15 protein-coding genes and 3 pseudogenes are annotated in these 19634 nt (G+C 65.1%); 8 read left to right on the top strand and 10 right to left on the bottom strand.

Features of this window, described 5'->3' with window-relative positions; translation table 11 throughout:
• Positions 1–39 precede the first annotated feature (39 nt).
• The gene (locus POL67_RS42220) at positions 40–627 is read left to right on the top strand and encodes a hypothetical protein (RefSeq protein ID WP_271926788.1); all 588 of its coding nucleotides are present in this window, start codon (positions 40–42) and stop codon (positions 625–627) included.
• A gap of 29 nt (positions 628–656) precedes the next feature.
• On the opposite strand, the gene POL67_RS42215 is transcribed toward POL67_RS42220, so the two are convergent.
• Both POL67_RS42215 and POL67_RS42210 read right to left on the bottom strand, forming a co-directional pair.
• Positions 657–950, bottom strand: coding sequence for a transposase (locus POL67_RS42215; RefSeq protein ID WP_373372435.1), 294 nt, complete (start codon positions 948–950; stop codon positions 657–659).
• Positions 951–974: 24 nt separating this feature from the next.
• Positions 975–2405, bottom strand: coding sequence for a WD40 repeat domain-containing protein (locus POL67_RS42210; protein WP_271926786.1), 1431 nt, complete (start codon positions 2403–2405; stop codon positions 975–977).
• A 740-nt stretch (positions 2406–3145) separates the two neighbouring features.
• Here POL67_RS42210 and POL67_RS42205 point away from each other — a divergent pair.
• The 3 genes and pseudogenes from POL67_RS42205 to POL67_RS42195 form a co-directional block, all read left to right on the top strand.
• A pseudogene (locus POL67_RS42205) lies at positions 3146–4253 on the top strand (IS1 family transposase).
• 314 nt (positions 4254–4567) lie between these two features.
• Complete coding sequence (locus POL67_RS42200) at positions 4568–5455, top strand: hypothetical protein (RefSeq protein ID WP_271926782.1); 888 nt, start codon at positions 4568–4570, stop codon at positions 5453–5455.
• Positions 5456–5620: 165 nt separating this feature from the next.
• Positions 5621–6304 (top strand): annotated as a pseudogene (locus POL67_RS42195) (transposase); the annotation flags it as partial.
• A 456-nt stretch (positions 6305–6760) separates the two neighbouring features.
• Here POL67_RS42195 and POL67_RS42190 read toward each other — a convergent pair.
• The 5 genes and pseudogenes from POL67_RS42190 to POL67_RS42170 form a co-directional block, all read right to left on the bottom strand.
• Positions 6761–6892 carry a hypothetical protein gene (locus POL67_RS42190; RefSeq protein WP_271926780.1) on the bottom strand — a complete coding sequence of 44 codons (132 nt, stop codon included), beginning with the start codon at positions 6890–6892 and terminating at the stop codon, positions 6761–6763.
• A gap of 765 nt (positions 6893–7657) precedes the next feature.
• Entirely contained in the window at positions 7658–8266 is a 609-nt protein-coding gene (locus POL67_RS42185) for a hypothetical protein (protein WP_271931070.1), read from the bottom strand.
• Between the two features lie 414 nt (positions 8267–8680).
• Positions 8681–9484, bottom strand: a pseudogene (locus POL67_RS42180) (IS630 family transposase); the annotation flags it as partial.
• A gap of 115 nt (positions 9485–9599) precedes the next feature.
• Entirely contained in the window at positions 9600–10829 is a 1230-nt protein-coding gene (locus POL67_RS42175; protein ID WP_271926778.1) for a hypothetical protein, read from the bottom strand.
• Between the two features lie 421 nt (positions 10830–11250).
• Positions 11251–12102 (bottom strand): amidohydrolase family protein, encoded by an 852-nt coding sequence (locus POL67_RS42170; RefSeq protein WP_271926776.1) that lies wholly within the window; start codon positions 12100–12102, stop codon positions 11251–11253.
• Between the two features lie 163 nt (positions 12103–12265).
• Between POL67_RS42170 and POL67_RS42165 the strand changes: the two genes are divergently transcribed.
• Complete coding sequence (locus POL67_RS42165; protein ID WP_271926774.1) at positions 12266–13498, top strand: hypothetical protein; 1233 nt, start codon at positions 12266–12268, stop codon at positions 13496–13498.
• A 26-nt stretch (positions 13499–13524) separates the two neighbouring features.
• On the opposite strand, the gene POL67_RS42160 is transcribed toward POL67_RS42165, so the two are convergent.
• Complete coding sequence (locus POL67_RS42160; protein WP_271926772.1) at positions 13525–14385, bottom strand: sigma-70 family RNA polymerase sigma factor; 861 nt, start codon at positions 14383–14385, stop codon at positions 13525–13527.
• A gap of 80 nt (positions 14386–14465) precedes the next feature.
• Here POL67_RS42160 and POL67_RS42155 point away from each other — a divergent pair, with 80 nt between their 5' ends.
• The 3 genes from POL67_RS42155 (at position 14466) to POL67_RS42145 (ending at position 16895) form a co-directional block, all read left to right on the top strand.
• Positions 14466–14921 carry a carboxymuconolactone decarboxylase family protein gene (locus tag POL67_RS42155; protein WP_271926771.1) on the top strand — a complete coding sequence of 152 codons (456 nt, stop codon included), beginning with the start codon at positions 14466–14468 and terminating at the stop codon, positions 14919–14921.
• A 162-nt stretch (positions 14922–15083) separates the two neighbouring features.
• Entirely contained in the window at positions 15084–15590 is a 507-nt protein-coding gene (locus POL67_RS42150; RefSeq protein ID WP_271926769.1) for a hypothetical protein, read from the top strand.
• Positions 15591–15746: 156 nt separating this feature from the next.
• Complete coding sequence (locus POL67_RS42145) at positions 15747–16895, top strand: M35 family metallo-endopeptidase (RefSeq protein WP_271926768.1); 1149 nt, start codon at positions 15747–15749, stop codon at positions 16893–16895.
• 9 nt (positions 16896–16904) lie between these two features.
• Here the strand turns inward: POL67_RS42145 and bcp are convergent, their stop codons facing one another.
• Positions 16905–17555, bottom strand: coding sequence for a thioredoxin-dependent thiol peroxidase (gene bcp / locus POL67_RS42140; protein WP_271926767.1), 651 nt, complete (start codon positions 17553–17555; stop codon positions 16905–16907).
• Between the two features lie 65 nt (positions 17556–17620).
• A complete protein-coding gene (locus POL67_RS42135; RefSeq protein ID WP_271926765.1) occupies positions 17621–19582 on the bottom strand; it encodes a hypothetical protein in 1962 nt (653 codons plus the stop codon).
• Positions 19583–19634: the final 52 nt, after the last annotated feature.

The following is a 19634-nucleotide window of genomic DNA, read 5'->3' as shown; positions in this document are numbered from 1 at the left end:
TTGACGCCGGCCGTGTGGTTCGATAGGCCGGATCTCCCCATGAAAACCAAACTCTTCCTGCTCGCTCTCCCGCTCGCGTTGGGCCTCTCGACGCGCGAGGCCGACGCCTCGATGTATCCGCCCAGCTATCCGACCTGTGGCATCGTCGACAGCGTCGATACCGGGCCCTTCGAGATCCTCCGGAACAGCGTGGATCTTTATGATGCCCACGCCCTGCTCACGGTCGCCTACCGCGGATACCTCCGCGACATGTATCCGGACAACGAGATCAACATCTACGTCCAGCTCAACGGCAACGACGCGTTCCTTCCGGCGAGCGCCGGGACGAATGACGACGCCTACGTGGTGCTCGATTCGGGCCCGCGCAATTGCGTCTGGTGCAGCAACGGCGGATACGGTGGGTATTCGGTTTGCGACGGGCTCACGTTCCCGCCCTATTCCAGCGGGCAATGGGTCTGCGGCGACATGACGCCCACCGAGGCGAACCTCTTTTACTGGGCGTTCAACCAGAATGGCGCGCAGAACGCGTGGGACATCCAGGTCGCGGCCGAATCCCACGGCAACTGGGATAGCAACTGGGGCTGGAACTACGCGGCCCGCCTGGAGCCGCGCTTGACCTGTTTCTAGAGCGCCGAACAGTTCGATCCACCCATGAATTACGCGGCCTTGGCCAGGCCGCTGTGACGCAGAATCGTCTCCAGGTTCAGCACGACGGCGTGGCGCCGCAGATCGAAGAGGTTCTTGCGTAGGCCTCGGAAACGCGCTCGCGGCCCCTGTTTGGACGCAAGGTGGGCGAGGCGGTGCTCCACGCCTACGCGCTGCCGAAGGGCTTCGCGCCCTTTGGTCGTCCCGACGAGCCTGCGGAATCGCTGCTGCTTCTGCTCGTCCGGCGCGATCCGCACGGTCCGCCCCGCGTCATTCCTGGCTCTCGCGACGTCGCTCGGCCCGATTGAACGGCCTCGCGCGATTGCATGTCAGTCCGGTAGCAATGCCAGCAGGTCGTTGATGCCGGCGAGGATCGTCCGGGGGCTGAGCGTCCCGGCGACCCGCTCTCCGAGGCCGTCGCGGTCGCTGTCGACGCCGAGAATGGTTTGCCCCACTCCCGGGTCACTTTCGACGCCGAGGTAACCCTCGACGACCAGATCGGCCCCGAGGAAGACCTGCACGGGATGCGATTTACAATAGGGCGACGGCTTCGTGAGATCGTGCTGCCAGAGGCGCCCGCGAAGGTCCCATCGAAGGCGGGGGAGATAAACGGACACATTTTTCTCATGGTCCGCCCGGACGACCAGCGTCGTGATGATCGAATCGGCGCGGGCGTCACCTTCGGCCCGCTCGAGAGAGCCGTCCTCGTGCACCCGTAACCAGAGCCCCGGTCGTTTCTGCAATCGCAAGGTGAGCGGTTTTCCTTGGCGAGAGCGCGTGGCGATGTGCGGCGTCGCCATGCTCGATTCGATCAAGGAATCGCCGAGGTCGTGGACGACCAGGTCACCATTCGAAGCCCCTACCGCGAGGAGGCCATCGTCCGGTGACACACTCAGGCAAGAAAGGGTCGCCTCTGGCGCCTCGAATGGCAGCATCCCGAGCGCTCGCCCGCTGCGAAGCGAATGAAACATCACGCCACCTTTGCCGACGCTCGCAATCCAGCGCTGGCTCCGGGCCATCGTCAGCAGCGGTTTGTTGCCATAGGGATGTCCCAAGATCTCCGTGCCCCATACATGCATGTCGGAATCGAGGTTCCACTTGTAGATGCGCGGCCGGATCGGATCGTCATCACGGTTGAGCATGGATTGCACGACCACGGCACATCGCTCGGGAGAGAGCATGAGGCCCTCCCCGAGGGCCACGTCCCTGTCGCCATGAAACCGCGCGATCTCCGTGCCCGTCCGCGTGTCGAAGCCCACGAGATCCCACTCGAAAAAGCACCACAGCTCCTGGCCATCACGGGCGAGCGACAAGCTGCATTCGGGCTCGAAGCAATGAATGTCGCGGAGGAGCGGCTTCGGGGACTCACCGGGGAGCCACGACCAGACGACGGTGTTGTCGCCGCCGAAGCCCGCCCAGTACACCCCGCCGGCCGGAGACACGCAAAGCGCCCGGGGACGGAGCATCTGGTGCGCACGCGCGAGCTCGTTGCCGCTTTCGAGCTCGTACACACGCGCGACCCCATCGTCGAACGTGGCAGCCAGCCGGTCCCCGGTCGGGAACAGGCGAGCCTTGTTGACGCCCTTCGCGATGTCGAGCTTCGATACCGTCCGCGCGGCTTCGACGTCCCACACGCGTACGGTGGGATCGTTCGCGGCCACCGAGACGAGCCGGGACCCGTCTCGGGAAAAGTCCGCGGCGAGAATACTCGTGGAATGGCTGATGAGCTTCGTGCCCGGCCTGTGAAGGTGCTTCTTCATCGAAATCGCGAGGGATTGGGGACGCACCCGTCCCTCGCGTCAAGTCCAAACTGCGGATCCGACGCTGCCCGTCGCGCCGCCGCCTCAGGTGCTCGCGATCTCCTTCGGCGTAGCTCGACGAGTGCTTGCGCGAGGGGGCTCGACAAGCACCTTCTGGTATGATCCACTGCACGCGGCTCGCCCAGCCGACGGAGTGGATCCCTGTGTCGACGACCGTACCCCGCTGGACCCTGAGCACGATTATCACTGCGGAGGAGCAGGAGATGCTGGACCGACTTGGCAAACGCCGTCGGCTGTTCGCTTTCCTGCGGCTTCACGGCGTGGAGCTGTTCGACGAGGCCTTCCAGGCCGAGCTCGCCGGGATGTATCGCGATACCGGGGAAGGCAAAGTGCCCGTGCCACCCGCGCTCGTGTGCATGGTAGTGTCCCAGCTAGGACGCTCGCGCCCGATGTTAGGACACTCTGACGCACGCGTTCTCCGGAGCACCGGGATTTCGACGGCTCGCGTTATCGCACCTGAACACGCGCCGCGGACGGCGTTTGTCCGATCCCCGCTTGGCACGCTTGACCCCTGCAAACCGCCTCGATTCTCCTCGGGCAAACCCTGCACGGTAGGACAACTCATGTCCTAGCCGATCGCGAGAATCGTAGAAACAGCGGCGATTCCTGATAGAATGGTCTCATCACTTGATGCCCCGATGGGTCGCATCGACGCGACGCCGGGGCGGGATGAGGGGACCATGGGAGCGCCTCTTGCGCCCGAGAAGCGGCTTGCCGTTCTCGCGGCTTCTCTGCGATGGGAACAGCATTCGAGCGGTTGAGCGGATGACCGGCGTGCATCGCGACACGGTCATGCGGCTCGGCCTCGCCTGGGGAGAGGGCGCGCAGAACCTTCACAACCGTCTCGCGCGTGACCTTCGGTGCTCGCTCATCCAGGTGGACGAGGTGTGGAGCTTCGTCCAGAAAAAGCAGGCTCGCGTGACTGCGGAGGATTCCCCGGACGTCGGGGAGGCGTACACGTTCACGGCCTTGGACGCGACAAGCCGCTTCGTGATCGGGTGGTACGTTGGCAAGCGAAACGAGGAGAGCGCGCGAGCCTTCATGAACGACGTCCGCGCTCGGCTCTGCGTCATGCCAGCGATGACCTCGGACGGGTTCGCGCCGTACGTGAACGCGATCGGCTCTGCCTTCGGTCCGGGCATCGATTACGCGATGAAGAACTACTCCCGCAAGGGACGGCGCGACGATGATCATCGATACGAGCCCCCGCGCGACCCGTTCATCACGAAAAAGACGGTCTTCGGCGCCCCCGACGTGGAGCACGCGAGCACGGCCTACGTCGAGCGGAACAACGGCACGATGCGCCATCACATGGGCCGCATGCGGCGGCTCTGCCAGGCGTTCAGCAAGCGCCTAGCGAGTCACCGCGCCGCGGTCGCCCTGGGCTACGTCCACTACAACTTCTGCCACGTCGTGAAGACGCTCCGCGTGACGCCTGCGATGCAGCTCGGGATCGCCGATTCCGTGTGGAGTTTGGCAGAACTCGACGCGGTCTTGATGACGTCGGGCCCGTGCGAGCCGCCCGCGAAGCAGCCCTTGGTCCCGAGGGTTCCGGAGACGACGCACCGCGAGCTACCCGGGGGACGTGGCTTCTTGCGCGTGGTGGGCGGGGGCAAGACCGCGCCCGAGTCGCCTAAGCCCGTGACACCCCCGCCCGTGCCCGTTGCAGCGCCTGTCGCGTCTGTGGTGGACAAGAACGGGCAGCTTGACCTGCTCTCGTACCAGCCACCATGGCGCCCAATGGTCCAGCTCTCCCTATTCGACCCGCCCCCGCGATCGTCGACGTAACCAGATGTTGGACGGACAGATGACCGAGCGCTGGTGGGATGTTGAGCGTGACGACCAGGGCGCGGCGACGCCCATCCGCTTCCGCTTCGATAAAGAACCGGCCGCGTACCGACGTTCCTCGCTCCTCCTTGCGTTCTCCGGATCCGGTAGCAACGGAGATCAACGCTCCTTGACGTGAGGCGAGCCTCCAACGACAGACGCCCGCCAGTGCGGGCGGGCTCCCTCCGTGCTAACCTGATGCCGTAGTCATGGCGCGAAATACTGCGATACTCCTCGGGTGCCTGTGCGCGATCGGCTGCGCGTCCGAGGTGAATGTGGGCGATGAGCCGTGCAGCTCGCTGGCAGAGCTCGCACAACACCCACCCGCCGACGTCCTCGCGGCGGATTGGCAGGCCGCGATCTCGCAGGTGGAGAGGCGGCTTCAGGCCGTCGACACCCGGTACGACCGGCTCGATCTGCGAATCTATCGGGGGACTGCACACGCGAAAGACAACTATCCGTATCCCCCGGCATGGCCAAGCAACGAGTTCAAGGTCGATGCGATCGCTCTGCTCGAGCATCTTGTGCCCGGCGACGGCGACATCACACGTGACGTGTGGGTTCTACGCGTGTTCGACGTCGTAGATCGCTTATACATCGAGCTTCAGCAGCTACCCGACGAGCCCTCGACCACGTACGCGAGCAACGTTTCCTCGTTCGGAGGAGGGGGCACAATGACCGCGGCGTGCACGGATTGCTTCCCACAGCTGAGCGAATTCCACGGTACATCCGCGCCCATCATGGCCGAGGCGACGTTCACAGGGTCGTGGGCGACGGGGGCCAAGCAAGTCGTAGACGTGCAGTTGGATCTCGTTGCCGTCGATGAGGCCGAAGTCGGGCTCTTGCCAGTGTGGCTGTCGAATTTCTACACCACGGACAAGCGCGGCGACGAAATCAGTTACGCTCAGAGCGACTTCGTCGACGGCGAGATCGTATTGCCAGGCGGGTTGCTCTCGGAGTCCCACCCGGTCCCGGCCGGGGTCAACTACGACGCATGTGCCCGATCGGTCGCATACTCGGCGACGGCGTACATCAGCGAAGATTGTCCCGAGAGATATGGCGCGCGGGACTTCCAGCTCCACGCACCGAAACTCTGCTGTTGGCACGAGTGTTACGATTGCCCGGAGCGGTTTTGCCTCGATCCGGACAAGTACGACTTCTAACCGACGGGAGTCGGGCCCGGTCTCGAGGAGAGCAACGCGGCGAAGCATCGCGTCAGCTTCGAGGATACGTCGACCGGTTTCGGCCATCATCGACGACCTGGACCATCTCCGCGAAATCAACCCGTGGATCGCCGTTAGGACACTTTCGCCCCCATTAGGACACTACCCGCCTTCGCTCAGGGTACCCTGCCGAGCTTTCGTCAGCGGCTGATTCGTCATGACATGGATCTCCGTCTCCTCGAGCGCACCGTCGAGCTCGTCAAGAAGACGAAAGCCTTCGACTGGAAACAGTTGCCGAAGACGCTACGATTGGGAGTCGATTCGCGGCCGCTGGTGGGCGCCGGGCGCGTCGAGGACACCTTCAACTTGCTCGGTCACGCCGCGGCCAAGTTCATCGCGCAGCTCCGCAAGCAAGACCTGGATCCGGAGCCGCCGGACGGCGGTAAGCCGCGCATCCGCAAAGGAGTCGCCGAGGATCGCCGCGTTTCCATCGAGGACCCCGATATACGTCACGGGCGCAAGAGCAAGAGCAAGCGCTTCAATGGCTACAAGCAGCATATCGCCACCGATCTCGACACCGACCTGATCGTGGCGTGCGCCGTCACGCCAGCAAACCGCCCCGAGGGAGAAGGCGCGGTCGACCTGCAAGGAGACCTCGCGCGCTCCCCGCGGCAAGAGGCCATCGGCGAGGTATTCGTCGATCGAGCGTACGTGAACAGCGAGCTCGTCGAAGCCTCGATGGAGAATGGCGCGACGGTCTTCTGCAAGCCGTGGAACGCGACGAACGGCGAGCTTTTCAAGAAGGCCGATTTCAAGCTGAATTTCCGCCTCCGGATCATCACGTGCCCGGCACCTGGCCAAGGCCGCGTAATTCATGGGTGGATCGAACTGTTCGGCGCTCTAGTTGCTGAACGAGCAAGTCCTTCATTCGCTTCTCGATGCGTAGTGTTTTTAGTAGCTCTTGGTCCTCGCCTCGCACGTTGCACCAGCCACCCGCAGAAGGGGGGACGCCCCACTGGACGCCCACCACCGAACACATCCTGGCAGAGGCCTTGCACCGCGGCGAACTCGCGCAGTTTCGGGCCCGGGGGCCTACTCATCTGACGGCGTCTTTGGCCATCGTGATCAAGACGCGGGCCGCATCGCGCAACCGCTCGGGTCCTTCCGAGACCGGCGCGCCATCCAGGGGTTCGCATGCCCAGCACTGTCCCTCTTCCTTGCGGACGCGCCGGAGCGTTCCGATCGCTCGTCCTCGCAGCTCGACCCGATAGCCGAAGGCGATCCCGCGGAACCTCATGAGGCGGCTCACACGGGAACCCGCAGCTCGATGTGGGTGACACCCTCGCGGAGGATCTCCGCCATCGGGTCCCCCGTTCTAGCCTGCACCAGCGTCACGACGCCCTGCTCTTCGAGACGGATGAGCGCCGGAAGGATCATGCGCTCGTACGGAAGGTGCGGGAGCTTCTCGCAGTACACTTCTCCATCCGGCGGCCCACGTCAACAGCACACCGACGCCGGGACGGTCGTCGAGGTTCACGGGCCCGAGCTGCGAGGAGGCGGTGCACGTCGTGCCCAACGTTCCCCTCCTGCAGTGGGTGTTGTCGCTGCCGTGTCCGGCGAGGCTGCCCATGCCTTCGGCTGTGCCGCACCCGAAACACGCGGCGGAAAGCATCCCGCTCGATCTGCATCATGACGACCAGGACAGCGACGAGAGCTTTGACGTACACCAGCGGGACTTACCCTGTCAACGCCACCGATTCGACAGCCACTCGACAGTCGACTCGACATATTGGCTGTCGAATCGACTGTCAATCGATACAACCTGCAATCGTCCTTCTTTGGGCGAATCGTGGTTGCATGACCACGAGCGAAGCCATGCACATCCTCCCCGCGCGCAATTCTTTCGAGCACCGCCGCGCAGCCGCGCAGATCCGGGTGGGCTCCATCCTGCCGAGGGGCTACCGGATCGTGAGCCTCCGCGGATCCGGCGGGTTCGGCTCGTTTTTCCAGGGCCTGGATCGCGAAGGACGCGCCGTGGGCATCAAGCTGCCCCGCGGAGGGCAGCTTTGGCCTGCTCGCGGCGTCTGCGGCGCTGCTCGGTGCGGCGAGGAGGCGGCGCTCGAAAAAGAGCTGACCGTCGTCGACGCCGCGCGCTCGCGTCTGCCTTCGCGAGCGCGTCAACCCGATCGCTTCATTCGAGGTTCACAGGCAGGTATGGGCGAGGCAATCCTGACCGGCGGGGCAGGGATAACTCGGCCCGCACACGATCGGATCGAGGCACCCAGGGATCGGCGCGTTGCACGTCCACGGCTCGACGCAATCCGCGATGGTCTTTTGCTGCACGTCCGAAGCCTCGCTACAGTCATTCGTGCACTGGGCGCCGTCCGTGGCGTCCAGGAGCCCGCATTGTAGCATCTTCTTGCAGGCGTCTTGACACCTCGCCAGGTTATTGCCCCCACCTCCGCCGCCGCCGCTCGAGCTCGCGCTCGAGCTCGACGTGGTGGTCATGTTGTTCTGGCACGCCCCCGTGGTCTCCCCCGCCGCCTTTTGACACGTCTGGTCCGAGGCGCAGTTCACGTTCGAGAGGCATCCGGCCTTGCAATCGGAGAACGCCGCGTCCGCGCAATATTGGCCCGGCTGACACGACTTCGCGACCATGTCGGGGAAATTGCCGCACGACGTGAAGCCCTGCTCGGGACCCGTGCCGCCGGTGGGCCCGGAGTCAGCGTCGCCCTCCCCCCCACAGGCCACGAACGCAACGAGGAGCGTCGACACGAGCACACCAAAAACAAGCGACGAAGAGCGGACCATCAAGACCTCCTGAGCGCCATCCATCCGTGGCGCCGTACCGAAGATGCTCGGGGGATCCGTTCGTCGCAGACATTCTGCATGCCCCCCCCGAATTTCGTCGGCCGGCGCCAGATGTAGGCGGGGACGCCGCCGCAGGCCACTCCGCGTTGCCCAACGAGCACGCGACGCGGATGGCCTGCGGACGCTGGAGGAGCGTGGCCTCAGAAACGGTCGAGGTAGACGGCGCGCGGTTCCCAACCTGGTTGCGGTTCCCGGTTCGGTTCCCGGTTTGGCGGAACCAGCCGGAGAGCCGTGGGACCAGGACCGGAGACGCGCGACCGCTGCGCTGGGTTGTCCGCTCGCGGTCAACCTGGTTGCGAGTGGTTCTTGGGGTGTAGTGCTTGTCACATCAAGCCAGCGCGAAAACCGAACGCTGATCGCCTTCTCCAGCTCGCGCACGCTGCAATGAACGCCACGCCGTAGCGCCGGTTCGGTGAGCAGCCCGAACCACCTCTCCACAAGGTTGAGCCATGCTCCGTGGGTCGGCGTGAAATGCACGTGGAACCTCGGATGCCGCGCGAGCCACCGCTGGATGAGCGGCGTCTTGTGCGTCGCGTAGTTGTCGAGGATGAGGTGGAGCTCGAGCTCCTTCGGCACCGCGTCGTCGATCGCTTCCAGAAACTTTCGGAATTCGACGACGCAGAGAACGACCGCATTGTCCGGCGGATGCATGTACAGGCCGACGATGTCGCGGACCTTCTCGACGAGGTGTGGATCCTTCGAGAACGTGAAGGTCTCGCTTCGATGGGGCTTCAGACCGAAGGCGCGCCAGATGCGGCCGACGCTGCGATAGCTGATGCCCGCGACCTTTGCCATCTGCCGCGTGCTCCAATGCGTGCAGCCTCGAGGCGTGGTCTCCAGGGTTTGGGTGACGATCTCCTGGACCTTCGCGTCGCTGATCTTGCGCGGCGCTCCTGGACGAGGCTCGTCGAGCAGTCCGTCGAGCCTCTTGCTGACGAAGCGCGCCCGCCATTTGCACACCGTCGCGTCGCACAGACCGAGCTCCCGCGCGACGTCCTGGTTGTCCTTCCCCTCCGCGCACGCAAGGACGATGCGCGCACGAAGCGCGAGCTGTTGCGAGGTCTTGCCTCGGCGCGTGTACCCCAGCAGCAGCTCGCGCTCCTCTTCCGTCCGTACCAGCGGCTTCTTCGGTCTTCCCCCACCTGCATATGTCGTCAGGTCGGTGCTTTGTACCGATGAACAGATAATTTTTACGAACTTCGGTCCCAGGACACGAGAACTCATCCCATGAACCATCTGGCCTCGGCGGATCTTGCTCGAGGCCGGATGTCCGTCATGGCTCGACGTCGCGCGCGGCGAACTCCGCCGCCGCACGCTCGATCTCCGAGCGCGCCGAGGCCACGTCGTACGCGGCAGGCACCTGGGAGAGCGCCTCGCCCGTGGCCTGCAACACCATCAAGTTGAATGCCACGAGCACCTCGGCCGTGGTGAAGTTGCAATGCCCGTACCGGGGGATGGGGATCTGGATCGTGCCGAACTCGCCGTTCGAGAGCAGCTTGATCTGGTAAAGGCTCTGGTGCCAGGAAGGGATGATCTCGTCCCCGAGGGTGTGCATGGTGACGAGGGGAATCGTCGGGGCGCCGGAGGTCTCGTAGTGCGTGACGTTCGCGAGCGCGATCGGGCTGGCCGAGAAACGCTTGACCTTCGCGTTGAGTGCAAGATCGTTGAAGGATCCGTGATAGAAGCGCGATTGGTTGTCGAACGGGTTGCCGCCGAGCTGTGCGATGCCGTCGTTCGTGGCGAACACGTTGTACCACAGGAGGCCCAGCGTCGTATTCACGGCCGTCGCGGGATTGGCGATGTCGATCGGGGCCTTGGAGGTGCTGATGAGCTGAGCGGTGGCGAGGGGCCGCGCGGGCAGCAGGGCGGCGATGCCCGGTGCGTATGTGGTCTCCCATTGCGCGATGACCGTCGGAGGGATCGAGATCGGGCTCGGGGGCAGGACGCCCGGGAAGATAGCATCGAAGAGCACCCGGAAGTCGCCCCAGTCGTTGAGCTGCCGCCGGAAGCTCCCAATCGGCCCGCAAAGTGACAGGGCGCCGTCGAACCGCTGCGTCCCGAGCTCGTCTTCCGCCAGGAGCGCGGTGACGAGTCCCCCTTCGGACGGCCCGGTCACATAGGCGCGGTCGAACGCCGCCGGGAACGCGTCGATGAGGTTCCGGATATCCTCCACGCCCTCGAGGACCGCGAGGCCGTTGCGGCGGTAGCTGGTCGTGGCGAACGCATACCCCAGCGATTGCACGAGATCGGGCAGAGGGGTGCCGTCCGCCATCACCAGACCATAATAATCGAGGGGTGCCATCGGCGGGACGTACCCATGGGCATACGCGACGACCTCGCCGTTCCACCCCTCGGCCGGGATACAATACAACGTACGGGCGCCCGAAAGCACCGGGCCCTCGAAGCATTCCCCAGGTACGGCTGCCCGGGCGGTCGATGCGGTGAGCGCGCCGCTCCCGATCAGCGCAAGTGAAAGCGCGAGACGAAGCACACCTTGATTCATGCGGTCCTCTCCCCGGGGAGGACGGCCATCCGACGGAGCCTGTCCTTCGCCCCTCAAAGCATTGTACGATGGTATCATCCACATCCGGGAACGCCAGGATCACCAGGCAAGTATGAATGGCGCACGTCCATGCGGAGTGCGCCCGAGGCGGTGGTGGCCCTGGGGACGACGTATCGTCCGCGATCGGAGGTGGATGGTAGCACCCCGATTGGCCGGCGAGCGGAAAATATGGCAAATGGCGCGAGAAGGAAGGGAAAATCCGCGCTCATTTGTCGTGGACGCAGCACGGGCCAACGCGGCCAGGCCAATCGATCCAGCAAGCCATCGACCAGGCGGTCCGTTCGATTGTGCCAACAAAGTGGGCTGTTGGAGCGGATGGACCTGCTGGATGGTTTATGGGATGCGTTCTACGGAGCGCGGATCAGCAGCAGCGCTTCAAGGCCGCCACGCGGGCCTGCTGCTTCGCCCCGATCGGGGGGTATTTGGCGATCTGGTCCATGAAGGCCGCGAGGTCGACCCTCTTGCCATTCGACCACGTTCCGTTCACCTTGACCTCGTCCACGAGACGGTCGATGGGGACCGCATAGGGATCGGCGGAGAGCTCGACGAAGTCCGCGAGCTTGCCGACGGTGATGGAGCCGAGATCGTTGTCGCGCTTCAGATGGTGGGCCGCGTGCATCGTGTGCGCCAAGAGCGCGTCGTGCAGGATCACAGCCTGCTCGGGGCCATGCAGCGTGCCCGAGGGCGTGCGGCGCGTGACCATGGACTGGACGTTGAGCAGCGGAATGGGCGGGCTGACGCATCCGTCATTGTGGAAGGAGACCGGCGCGCCGGTCTTCATCGCGCCCCCGGCCTGCACCCATTGCCTGCCGATCTCGGACGGGAACATCGTGCCGTCGAGCACGTCGCCCCAGTAAATGAACTGGAACGGCGGCAGCGAGATCATCACGCCGAGGGACGCGGCGCGCGCGAACTGATCGCCGCGACAACCTCCGCAATGCTCCACGCGCCAGCGATGATCGGTGCCGAGCAGGCGGTGCTTGACGAGCGCGCGGATGATTTCGTAATGCTTGATGTACCCGTCGCGCGGAATGGGGGCGAGCGAAGGCGGAGCGGCTTCGGGCAACGTGGGGTCGGGGGCCGAGGGGGCGGCGGACGGCGTGTCTGCGAGGTCCGGCTGGGTGAGCGTGCGGGTGGCGCTGTCCATCCGCGCGTGCCCTTGCTCCGCGGGCGAGGGGCGCGCCGGCAGGGGGTCGTGAAGCTCGCTCCTCATGACGCGGGGGGCCGAGCCTATCACGCACAGGAGAAGCAGGCAGGAGACAACCGTAGAAATCTTGATCAGCAGGGTCGGCAAGGCCGTCGTCCTCGGCGACGCGTCTCGACCGCGTGACGGTTCCATCGTTCCCGTGCGATGATCGACGCCGAGGAGCGAACCGATGGCGACGACGAGGGATTTCGACGAACGCTTGGACGAGATTCGGTACAACAACCCCGCGCTCGTCACCCCGCAGTTCTCGCGGGACGAGGTCGTCGCATACATCGCGGCCAAGGCGCTCGAAAAGACGGACTTCGGATATCCCTACAGAGACGTCCTGAAGCTCTTCCCACGTGATTGGTGGCTCCCATCGATCGAAGCGATTTTGAAGGCGAGACCCAATGCCGAGGGCGCGCGAAACTTCGTCGACGCGTTCGTCAAAGCGGAGCCAGCGTACTTCGCGGAGGCCCCGCACGAGCTGCTCGGTTGGAACGTCGGATTCGCCCGGACGATGAGGATGCTCCAGGATCGTCCCGACGTCGCACGCGAGGGGCTGCGCAGGATGTTCGAGTCGAGCAAGGACTTCGATCGATGGCATGCCGCCGGCCATCTCGCCATGCTCGATGCGTCGGAAGAGCCGTACGTTGGGAGGGCACTCGAGGCCGTGACGGTGCCTGATGGGGCCGACGAAGCGGCGAAGAAGGAGATGATCGTCGCGCAGTGGATGCTTCGCGAATATGGCTATGAGCTGCGTGCTGGCTCGCTCCATCGCGCGTGGCCGCGCGCGACCTACCATTTGGCGTTTCCTCTCGGCTATCTCGGAGGCCGGCCCAAGGAAATGCTGGAGACTCCGCCAGGTGACGTCTTGCCATCGACCTTCACGTTCGGCGGCTCGATCGAAGGACGTAGCTCTTCGGGGGAGCGCGTGCGCCTCGAGCACTTCATGACGCTCGATCCCGTGCCGGAAGGACTGGGAATCTCGGCCTCGCGCCTCGTGCTCGCCGCGTCGCTCTGGACGCTGGAAGACGAGCGCACGGCGAGCTTCTATCGACACCACCCGGACGGCACGATCGAAACCGAGAGTGACACGGTCGCGTCCCATCCTGCATTTCGACCGACGCAGGTGAGGCTCGTTCGCTCGCCGGCCATGTACCTTTTCCAATCATGGGGCGAGGGCACCGACGAAAACCTTTATCGTCTCGGCGGATATCCCGTCTTCGTTCAATCGCCGAGTTATCCGAAGTGCATCGACTGTGGCCTCCGAATGCTCCATCTCCTCTCGCTCGACTCCGGCTTGCCGCTCGAGGAGCCGCGCCAAGGGACGACCGAACACGCGTGGGGCTCGGGCGGCGTCGCCCACGGCTTCTGGTGTGATCCTTGTCGAATCAGCGCGTGGAGCTGGGATTGCACGTGATGGACGCCACGTCCGCGACAGCCGCGTCAGCCGAGCGTCGTGATCTCGAGCGTTTCCAGCGCGGCTTCGTCGTCGATGACGTCGATGCGCGTGATGACCCCCTCGCCGAACGTAAACCGGAGCGCGCGTGAGAGCCGGCCGCCGGACGTGTAGATCGCGCCGACGGCGCCGTCGACGAGCGCGGGTTCGGCGGTGTCGAATGCATGCGCCGTCCTCGCGAATGCGATAGCCGACCTGGCCAGGTTTCGCACGTTTCGGACCTCGCGCGCCCGGCCGCCCGCGTTGCCCCCGTGGACGACGACGTTCGGAGCGAGCACGGCGACGACGGCCTCGACGTCGCCCGCTCGAAGCGCGCCAAGAAGCGCCTTGACGACGTCGTGCTGTCGCGCAAGTTCGGCCTCATCGCGTTCGGGCGCGCCACGCACGCGCCGCCGCGCCCGGCTCGCGAGCTGTCTCGCGGCGACCTCCGAACGTCCGACGATCGGCGCGATCTCCTCGAACGATACGCCAAAGAGATCGTGAAGCACGAACGCGAGCCGCTCCACGGGTTCGAGCGTCTCGAGGACCACGAGCAAGGCGATGCTGACCGAATCGGCCAGCACGGCCTCCTCCTCCACATTCGAGGTCGCCGCCTCCGGCACGACGTCGCTATCCTCCGCCCGGGCCTTCCGCGAACGCAACATGTCGAGACACACCCGCGCGACGACGGTCGTGAGCCAACCGCGCAGGTTTTCGACCTCGCTCGTCTCTGCTCGCGACAGCCGAAGCCATGTCTCCTGAACCGCATCATCGGCCTCACTGCGTGATCCCAGCATGCGATACGCCACCGCGCAGAGATGCGGCCGGCTCTCCTCGAAAAGGCGGATGAGATTTTTTTCGTCGGTCACCGTCACGTCCTCCTTCTGCGGTTCGTCACATCCGTGACGGGCGAGCGTGCCCGGATGTGACCAGTAAGGAGAGATTTATCATGCAAGCACGACTGAAGAACCCGGCGACGCTCGTCCCGGAGGCGATGCAGCCCATCATGACGCTCGTGAAGAGCCTGCAGAACGGCAAGATCCCGCCGCGAACGCTCGGCCTGGTCCACGCGCGCATCAGCCAGATCAACGGCTGCGCCGTGTGCCTCGACATGCATGCCCGTCAGGAGAAGAAGGCGGGCGAGTTGGACGAGCGCCTGATCGTGCTCGCCGGCTGGCGGGATGCCCCCTCTTTCACGGAAGCCGAGCGCGCGGCGCTCGCGCTTGCCGAAGCCGAAACACGCCTCGCCGACCGCGCCGACGTCCCCGACGACGTCTGGAACGAGGCCGCACGCCACTTCGACGAACAAGCGTTGGCCCAGCTCGTCCTCTACATCGGGCTCATCAACATGTTCAACCGCGTGAATGTCACGACACGGCAGGTCGCGGGCGCTCAGAGCTGGTGAAGGTATTGTTTCCTACGGTCGTCGCCATCGGAAGCGACCCCAGCATCGATCTTTGGGACAACGGCCCAGCCTCCTGAAAAGTTGTGTTCCGGCCAAAGGAGGAATGCCCGCGTGCTGTCGAACGCGCACACAGGGCCCATTCCCCTGCACAAGGAGGATTTGATGTCGGAGAATTCGATTGGCAAGTACACGGGCGAGGGTGTCGTCGATGCGTCGCCCTTCAAGCACAAACTCGTCGACCTCAAGCGCGGCGAGATGACGAAGCTCAAGCGCTCGAAGCCGGGCTGCACGGGCATGCTCGCGGACCTCGCGAAGGCGATGTCCAAGCACGGCGACGAGGCCCGCATCCATCCGGATTGGTACGCCGAGATCGTCGAGATCAAGCAGACCCTCGAAGCGATCCGCGCCCAGCGCCCCGAGGCCGACAAGCTCGCCGAGGTCCTCCGGGAGAGCGAGGCCTATTATGAAGACAAACTCGAAGTCTTGATCAGCAGGGTCGGCAAGGCCGTCGTCGATACCGCGAAGGGCGAGGACAAGCCCGGCCTGCTCGCGACCTTCGAATCGACGCTCCGGTATCGCGCGCAATACGCGGAGAAGAGCGCCGCGACCCGCCGCAAGAACCTGCAGAACGCCGCCACGCCCGCCGCCGAGCCCTCCACCCAGGGCTGAACACGAATCCACGCCCCTCCCGACGTGGACCTGCGATGCTCCTTCCCGGGAGGGCACCGCAGGTCCACGAAGGTCGCCGAGCCGGAGGCTCGTGGCGTACAGGGCGCTCGATCTCGCGCGCGAACGCGGTTAGGATGGCCACGGAGAGAGCATCCGATGAGCAAGGCCGCCACCGACAGGTTCGACGAAGCGCTGAAGACGCTGGAAGACTTCTGCGTGCAGCGGCAGAACCCGAGCGCGTATTTCGGCGTGCTCAACTGGCTCCAGAAGCAGCCGAGCAGGGATACGGCCAGGGCGACGATCGGAGCCCGCATTTCCCTCGACACCCACGGCCCTCCGCCCGCGGATCGAAAGCTCGCGCGCGCCTTCCTCCTCGTCTCGGCCACGTGCGAGAACAAAGGCGAGGCCCAGGTGGGCCTGCTCCGACAGGAGCTGCTCGCGGCGCCGAAGGGCGCATTCGGCGCGAAGGTCCAGACGATGCTCAACGCGGCGCTCGCCCGCCAGCCCCACCTCCCGGGCGCCGTCGTCCTCGATGCGACCCTGCAAACGAAGATCGCGGAGGCGGGCTTCGCGAAGGCAAACATCCTGGACGCGTTCGAGACGGCGAAGTTCGTACTCGGAAAAGCGAAGCTCCTCCTCGACGCCGGGCAATGCAACGCCGCCTATCAGCGGTGGTTCGGGCCCATGGAAGCGTCCCGATACAACACCGTGAAGGGGAACATCTCGAACCTCGTCCTCGCCGCCCACGCGAAGCCCGTCGTGATCCGATACCTCGCGACCCCCGATTTCGGCAGCACGGAGAAGCAAACCTTCCAGCAATACAGCGGCAAGCGAGAAGCGTTGATCGCGCTCGGCGACAAGTTCTTCGGCGCGAACGCGGGGCGGCGGCCCAGGTCCAACGTCTACGACCTCGCCACGTACAGCGTGGCCGTGAACAACGTCATGGAGCTCAACGAAGCGAAGGCCAAGGCGGAAGCCGACGTCCTGAAACAAGCGCAGAAGCTCGCCGACGTGGCCAAGCAGACCGAGGTGATGGAGGCCGGGTTCAAGAAGATCGAGGCCGACATCGACACGAAACGCAAAGCGTTGGTCGCTGCCTTCAAGGACGACTACGTCATGGGATACACGGGCGTCATCGTCCACGAGCTCAGCCACCACGTCGCCGGGACGATCGACGTGAAGGCCGACGAAGTCACGATGTACGGCTACAACCTGTGCCGATACCTCGCCGCGAAGAGCCCCGCGACCGCGATCAAGAATGCGGACAACTATCGGCTGTTCTGCGACGAGTTTCTCCCGGCTTGACGGGGTCGCTCAGAGCGCGGCGAGCGCTGCGAGCACCTGGTCGGCGTGCCCGTCGACCTTCACATTCGCGAACCGCTTCGCGATCCGGCCCTGCTCGTCGATGATCACCGTCGTGCGGAGCGCGCCTTCGAACGTCCTGCCGTAATTCGTCTTCGTCCCCCACGCCCCGTAGGCGCGGTGCACGGCGCCGTCCGTGTCGGCGAGCAGCGGGAAGCCGAGGCTGTATTTCGCCTTGAACTTCATATGCGAGTTCACGCTGTCGCGGCTCACGCCGAGCACCACGGCGCCCTTGCCTTGCAGCGTCGCGAGGTTGTCCTGGAACGCGCACGCTTCGCGCGTGCAGCCGGGCGTGTCGTCCTTGGGGTAGAAATAAAGGACCACGCGTTTCCCGGCGAAATCGGCGAGCGACACCGTCTTTCCCGCGTCCGAGAGGAGCGAGAAGGTCGGGGCCGCCTCGCCGCCGCCCGTCGCCGCCGGGGCCGACTTGGCCGACTTGGCCGGGGTGGGGGCCGCCGCGGCCTTTTTCGTCGGCGCGGCGGCTTTTTTTGCGGGAGCGGCTTTCTTCGCGGGAGCGGCCGCCGCCTTTTTCGCGGGAGCTGCCTTCTTCGTGGTGGGGGTCTTCTTCGTCGTCGTCGCCCTGGTCTTGTATGATGTCGCCATGCCCGGTCCTCCTCTGCGCGCGGACGAACCGTAGCGCAGGAACGAGGCCGGATGCAATGGGTCCGCTATTCGGGATCGCAGGCGCCGTCGCAGGTGTTCTGGATCTGCCCGTCTGGCTGGAAGAACAGATCGAGCTGGTCCTTCACCTTCACGTTGCGCCGCACGCCCTCGTGCACGTCGTTCTTCTCGGACTCCGCGGGCAGTTTGCATTCGAGCCCGGGCTCGGTGGCGAGCTTGAAGTCGATGACGACGAGCGCGTCGTCGGCGGGCGACATCGTGCTTTCGAGGCCCCAGATCGGCCGCGGCGCGGGGTCGAGCAGGGGAATGCCCGTCGCGCGCGCGACGAGGTGGCTCGCGAGGTTGTTCACCGAGTGATCGCCGATCCCGATCTGCATGAGCACGTGCCGGTTCGGCGGGCTGTTCGGGTACGTGTCCTTGAGCAGGTGCGGCGCGTAGGTCATGGGGTCGACGCGGTCCCAGGTGCCCTGGCTCAGGGCCATCAGCTTCATGAGGGTGAGCGGGTTCTGGAGCTGGCCCTGGAGCACGCCGTAGAGCTGCTGATAACTCGCCGAGCGCGACATCATGAGCGAGTACGGGCCGCCGCCGACGCCGAGCGCCGCGCGATCGAGGATCGGGTTCAGGGCGAGCATGGTGACGCCGAAGATCGAGCCCTGGCTGATGCCGTAATAGAAGAGCTTGTTCGTGTCGTAGAGCGGCTTGCCGAATTGCTGGAGCTGGGGCAGCGCCGCGATCGGGCCCTTCAGGGCGTAGCTGAGGGCGATGTAATTGATGATGCCCTGGTGGATGCGGTCGATGAAGCTGAAGACGGTGCCGGGATCGCCGAAGGCCTTTTGCAGCACGATCTCGATGTCCGGCTCGGCCATGCCCCAGAGATCGACGGCGGCGGCGATGTACTTGCGCTCGTTCTCGTAGCCACGCATGAAGCCGTAATTGATCTCCTCGGCGAGCCCGAAGAAGCCGTGCCCGTACTGGAGAATACGCGCCGGCTCGAAGGAGCCGTCCGCGGGCTTCAGGCTATGCGGGACCTGGAGAATGAAGGGGACGTCCGCGTCGCCGTTCTGCGCCGGCTTGCCGCTCGCGTCCCTATGGATCAGCGCGCCCGGCTCGACGCTCTCCATGTAGAGCGGGACCTTGATCGTGCCCTCGATCCGCAGCCAGATGTTTTCATTTTCCGCGGGCGTGGTTTCCGTGACCACGACATTGCTCACGGCCGGCGGGGTCGCTTCGAGCTTGGTGATGAGGTCGTCGCGCATCGTGAGGAGGTCACGCGTGTTGACCTCCTCGCTGCTCGTCGTGAAATCCCAGGCGAGCTGGAGCGTCTCACGCGCGACGCCATGGGCCACGAGCGCCGGGAAGATGTCTTTCTCGTAGCGGCTCGCGATCGGGCCGAGGACCGGATCGGCGGACGTCTGTTTGTCGCGGATACGCTTGAATCCCTCGGGCGGCGCGAGCAGCGGGCCCGCGGCCGCCTCCGACTCCGGCGCGAGCCCCTGGAGCGCGACGATGTACCGTTTGCCATTGTCGAGCCGCACGAAGGGGCGGAGGATGAAGGCCCGCTCCGAGGGTTCGAGCGTGTTCTTGTCGACCTCGGCCCAGACGGGCACGGGTTTGCCCGTCGCCGCGTCGAGCAGGATCACCTTGCTCTCGGGCGAGAGGCTCTTCTCGGGCTCGTCCGTGTGGAAGACGACGCCCTCGGTGCTCACGCCCTCCTTGAAGTGCACGAGGATCGGCTGGTGATGCGAAAACCCGTCGATCGGGTGCGCTTTCGTGAAATCGAAGGACTTCTCATTCTTGTCCTTCATCTGCGCGGCCTCGGGGATCACGACCCGCTTGCCGCTCGGCATGGATGCGTCGTCCTGGAGATAAAAATCGGACGGATAAGGCAGAAGGCAGTCGTTTTCGAATGCGATGGGGTTGCACCCCTCGGGGACGGCGAGCGGCGGCGGGCCCGCGGGCGTCACCGCCTCGTCCGAGCATCCGAGCGCGGCGAGGCCGGCAAACGTCATGAGGCAAGCGACAAGAGTCCGAGACGGTAGCATGGCAAGCTCCTCCGGCCGC

The sequence above is a fragment of the Polyangium mundeleinium genome, assembly GCF_028369105.1.
In the GTDB taxonomy this organism is placed as follows: domain Bacteria; phylum Myxococcota_A; class Polyangia; order Polyangiales; family Polyangiaceae; genus Polyangium; species Polyangium mundeleinium.
This window is presented reverse-complemented; position numbering and strand designations above follow the sequence as displayed.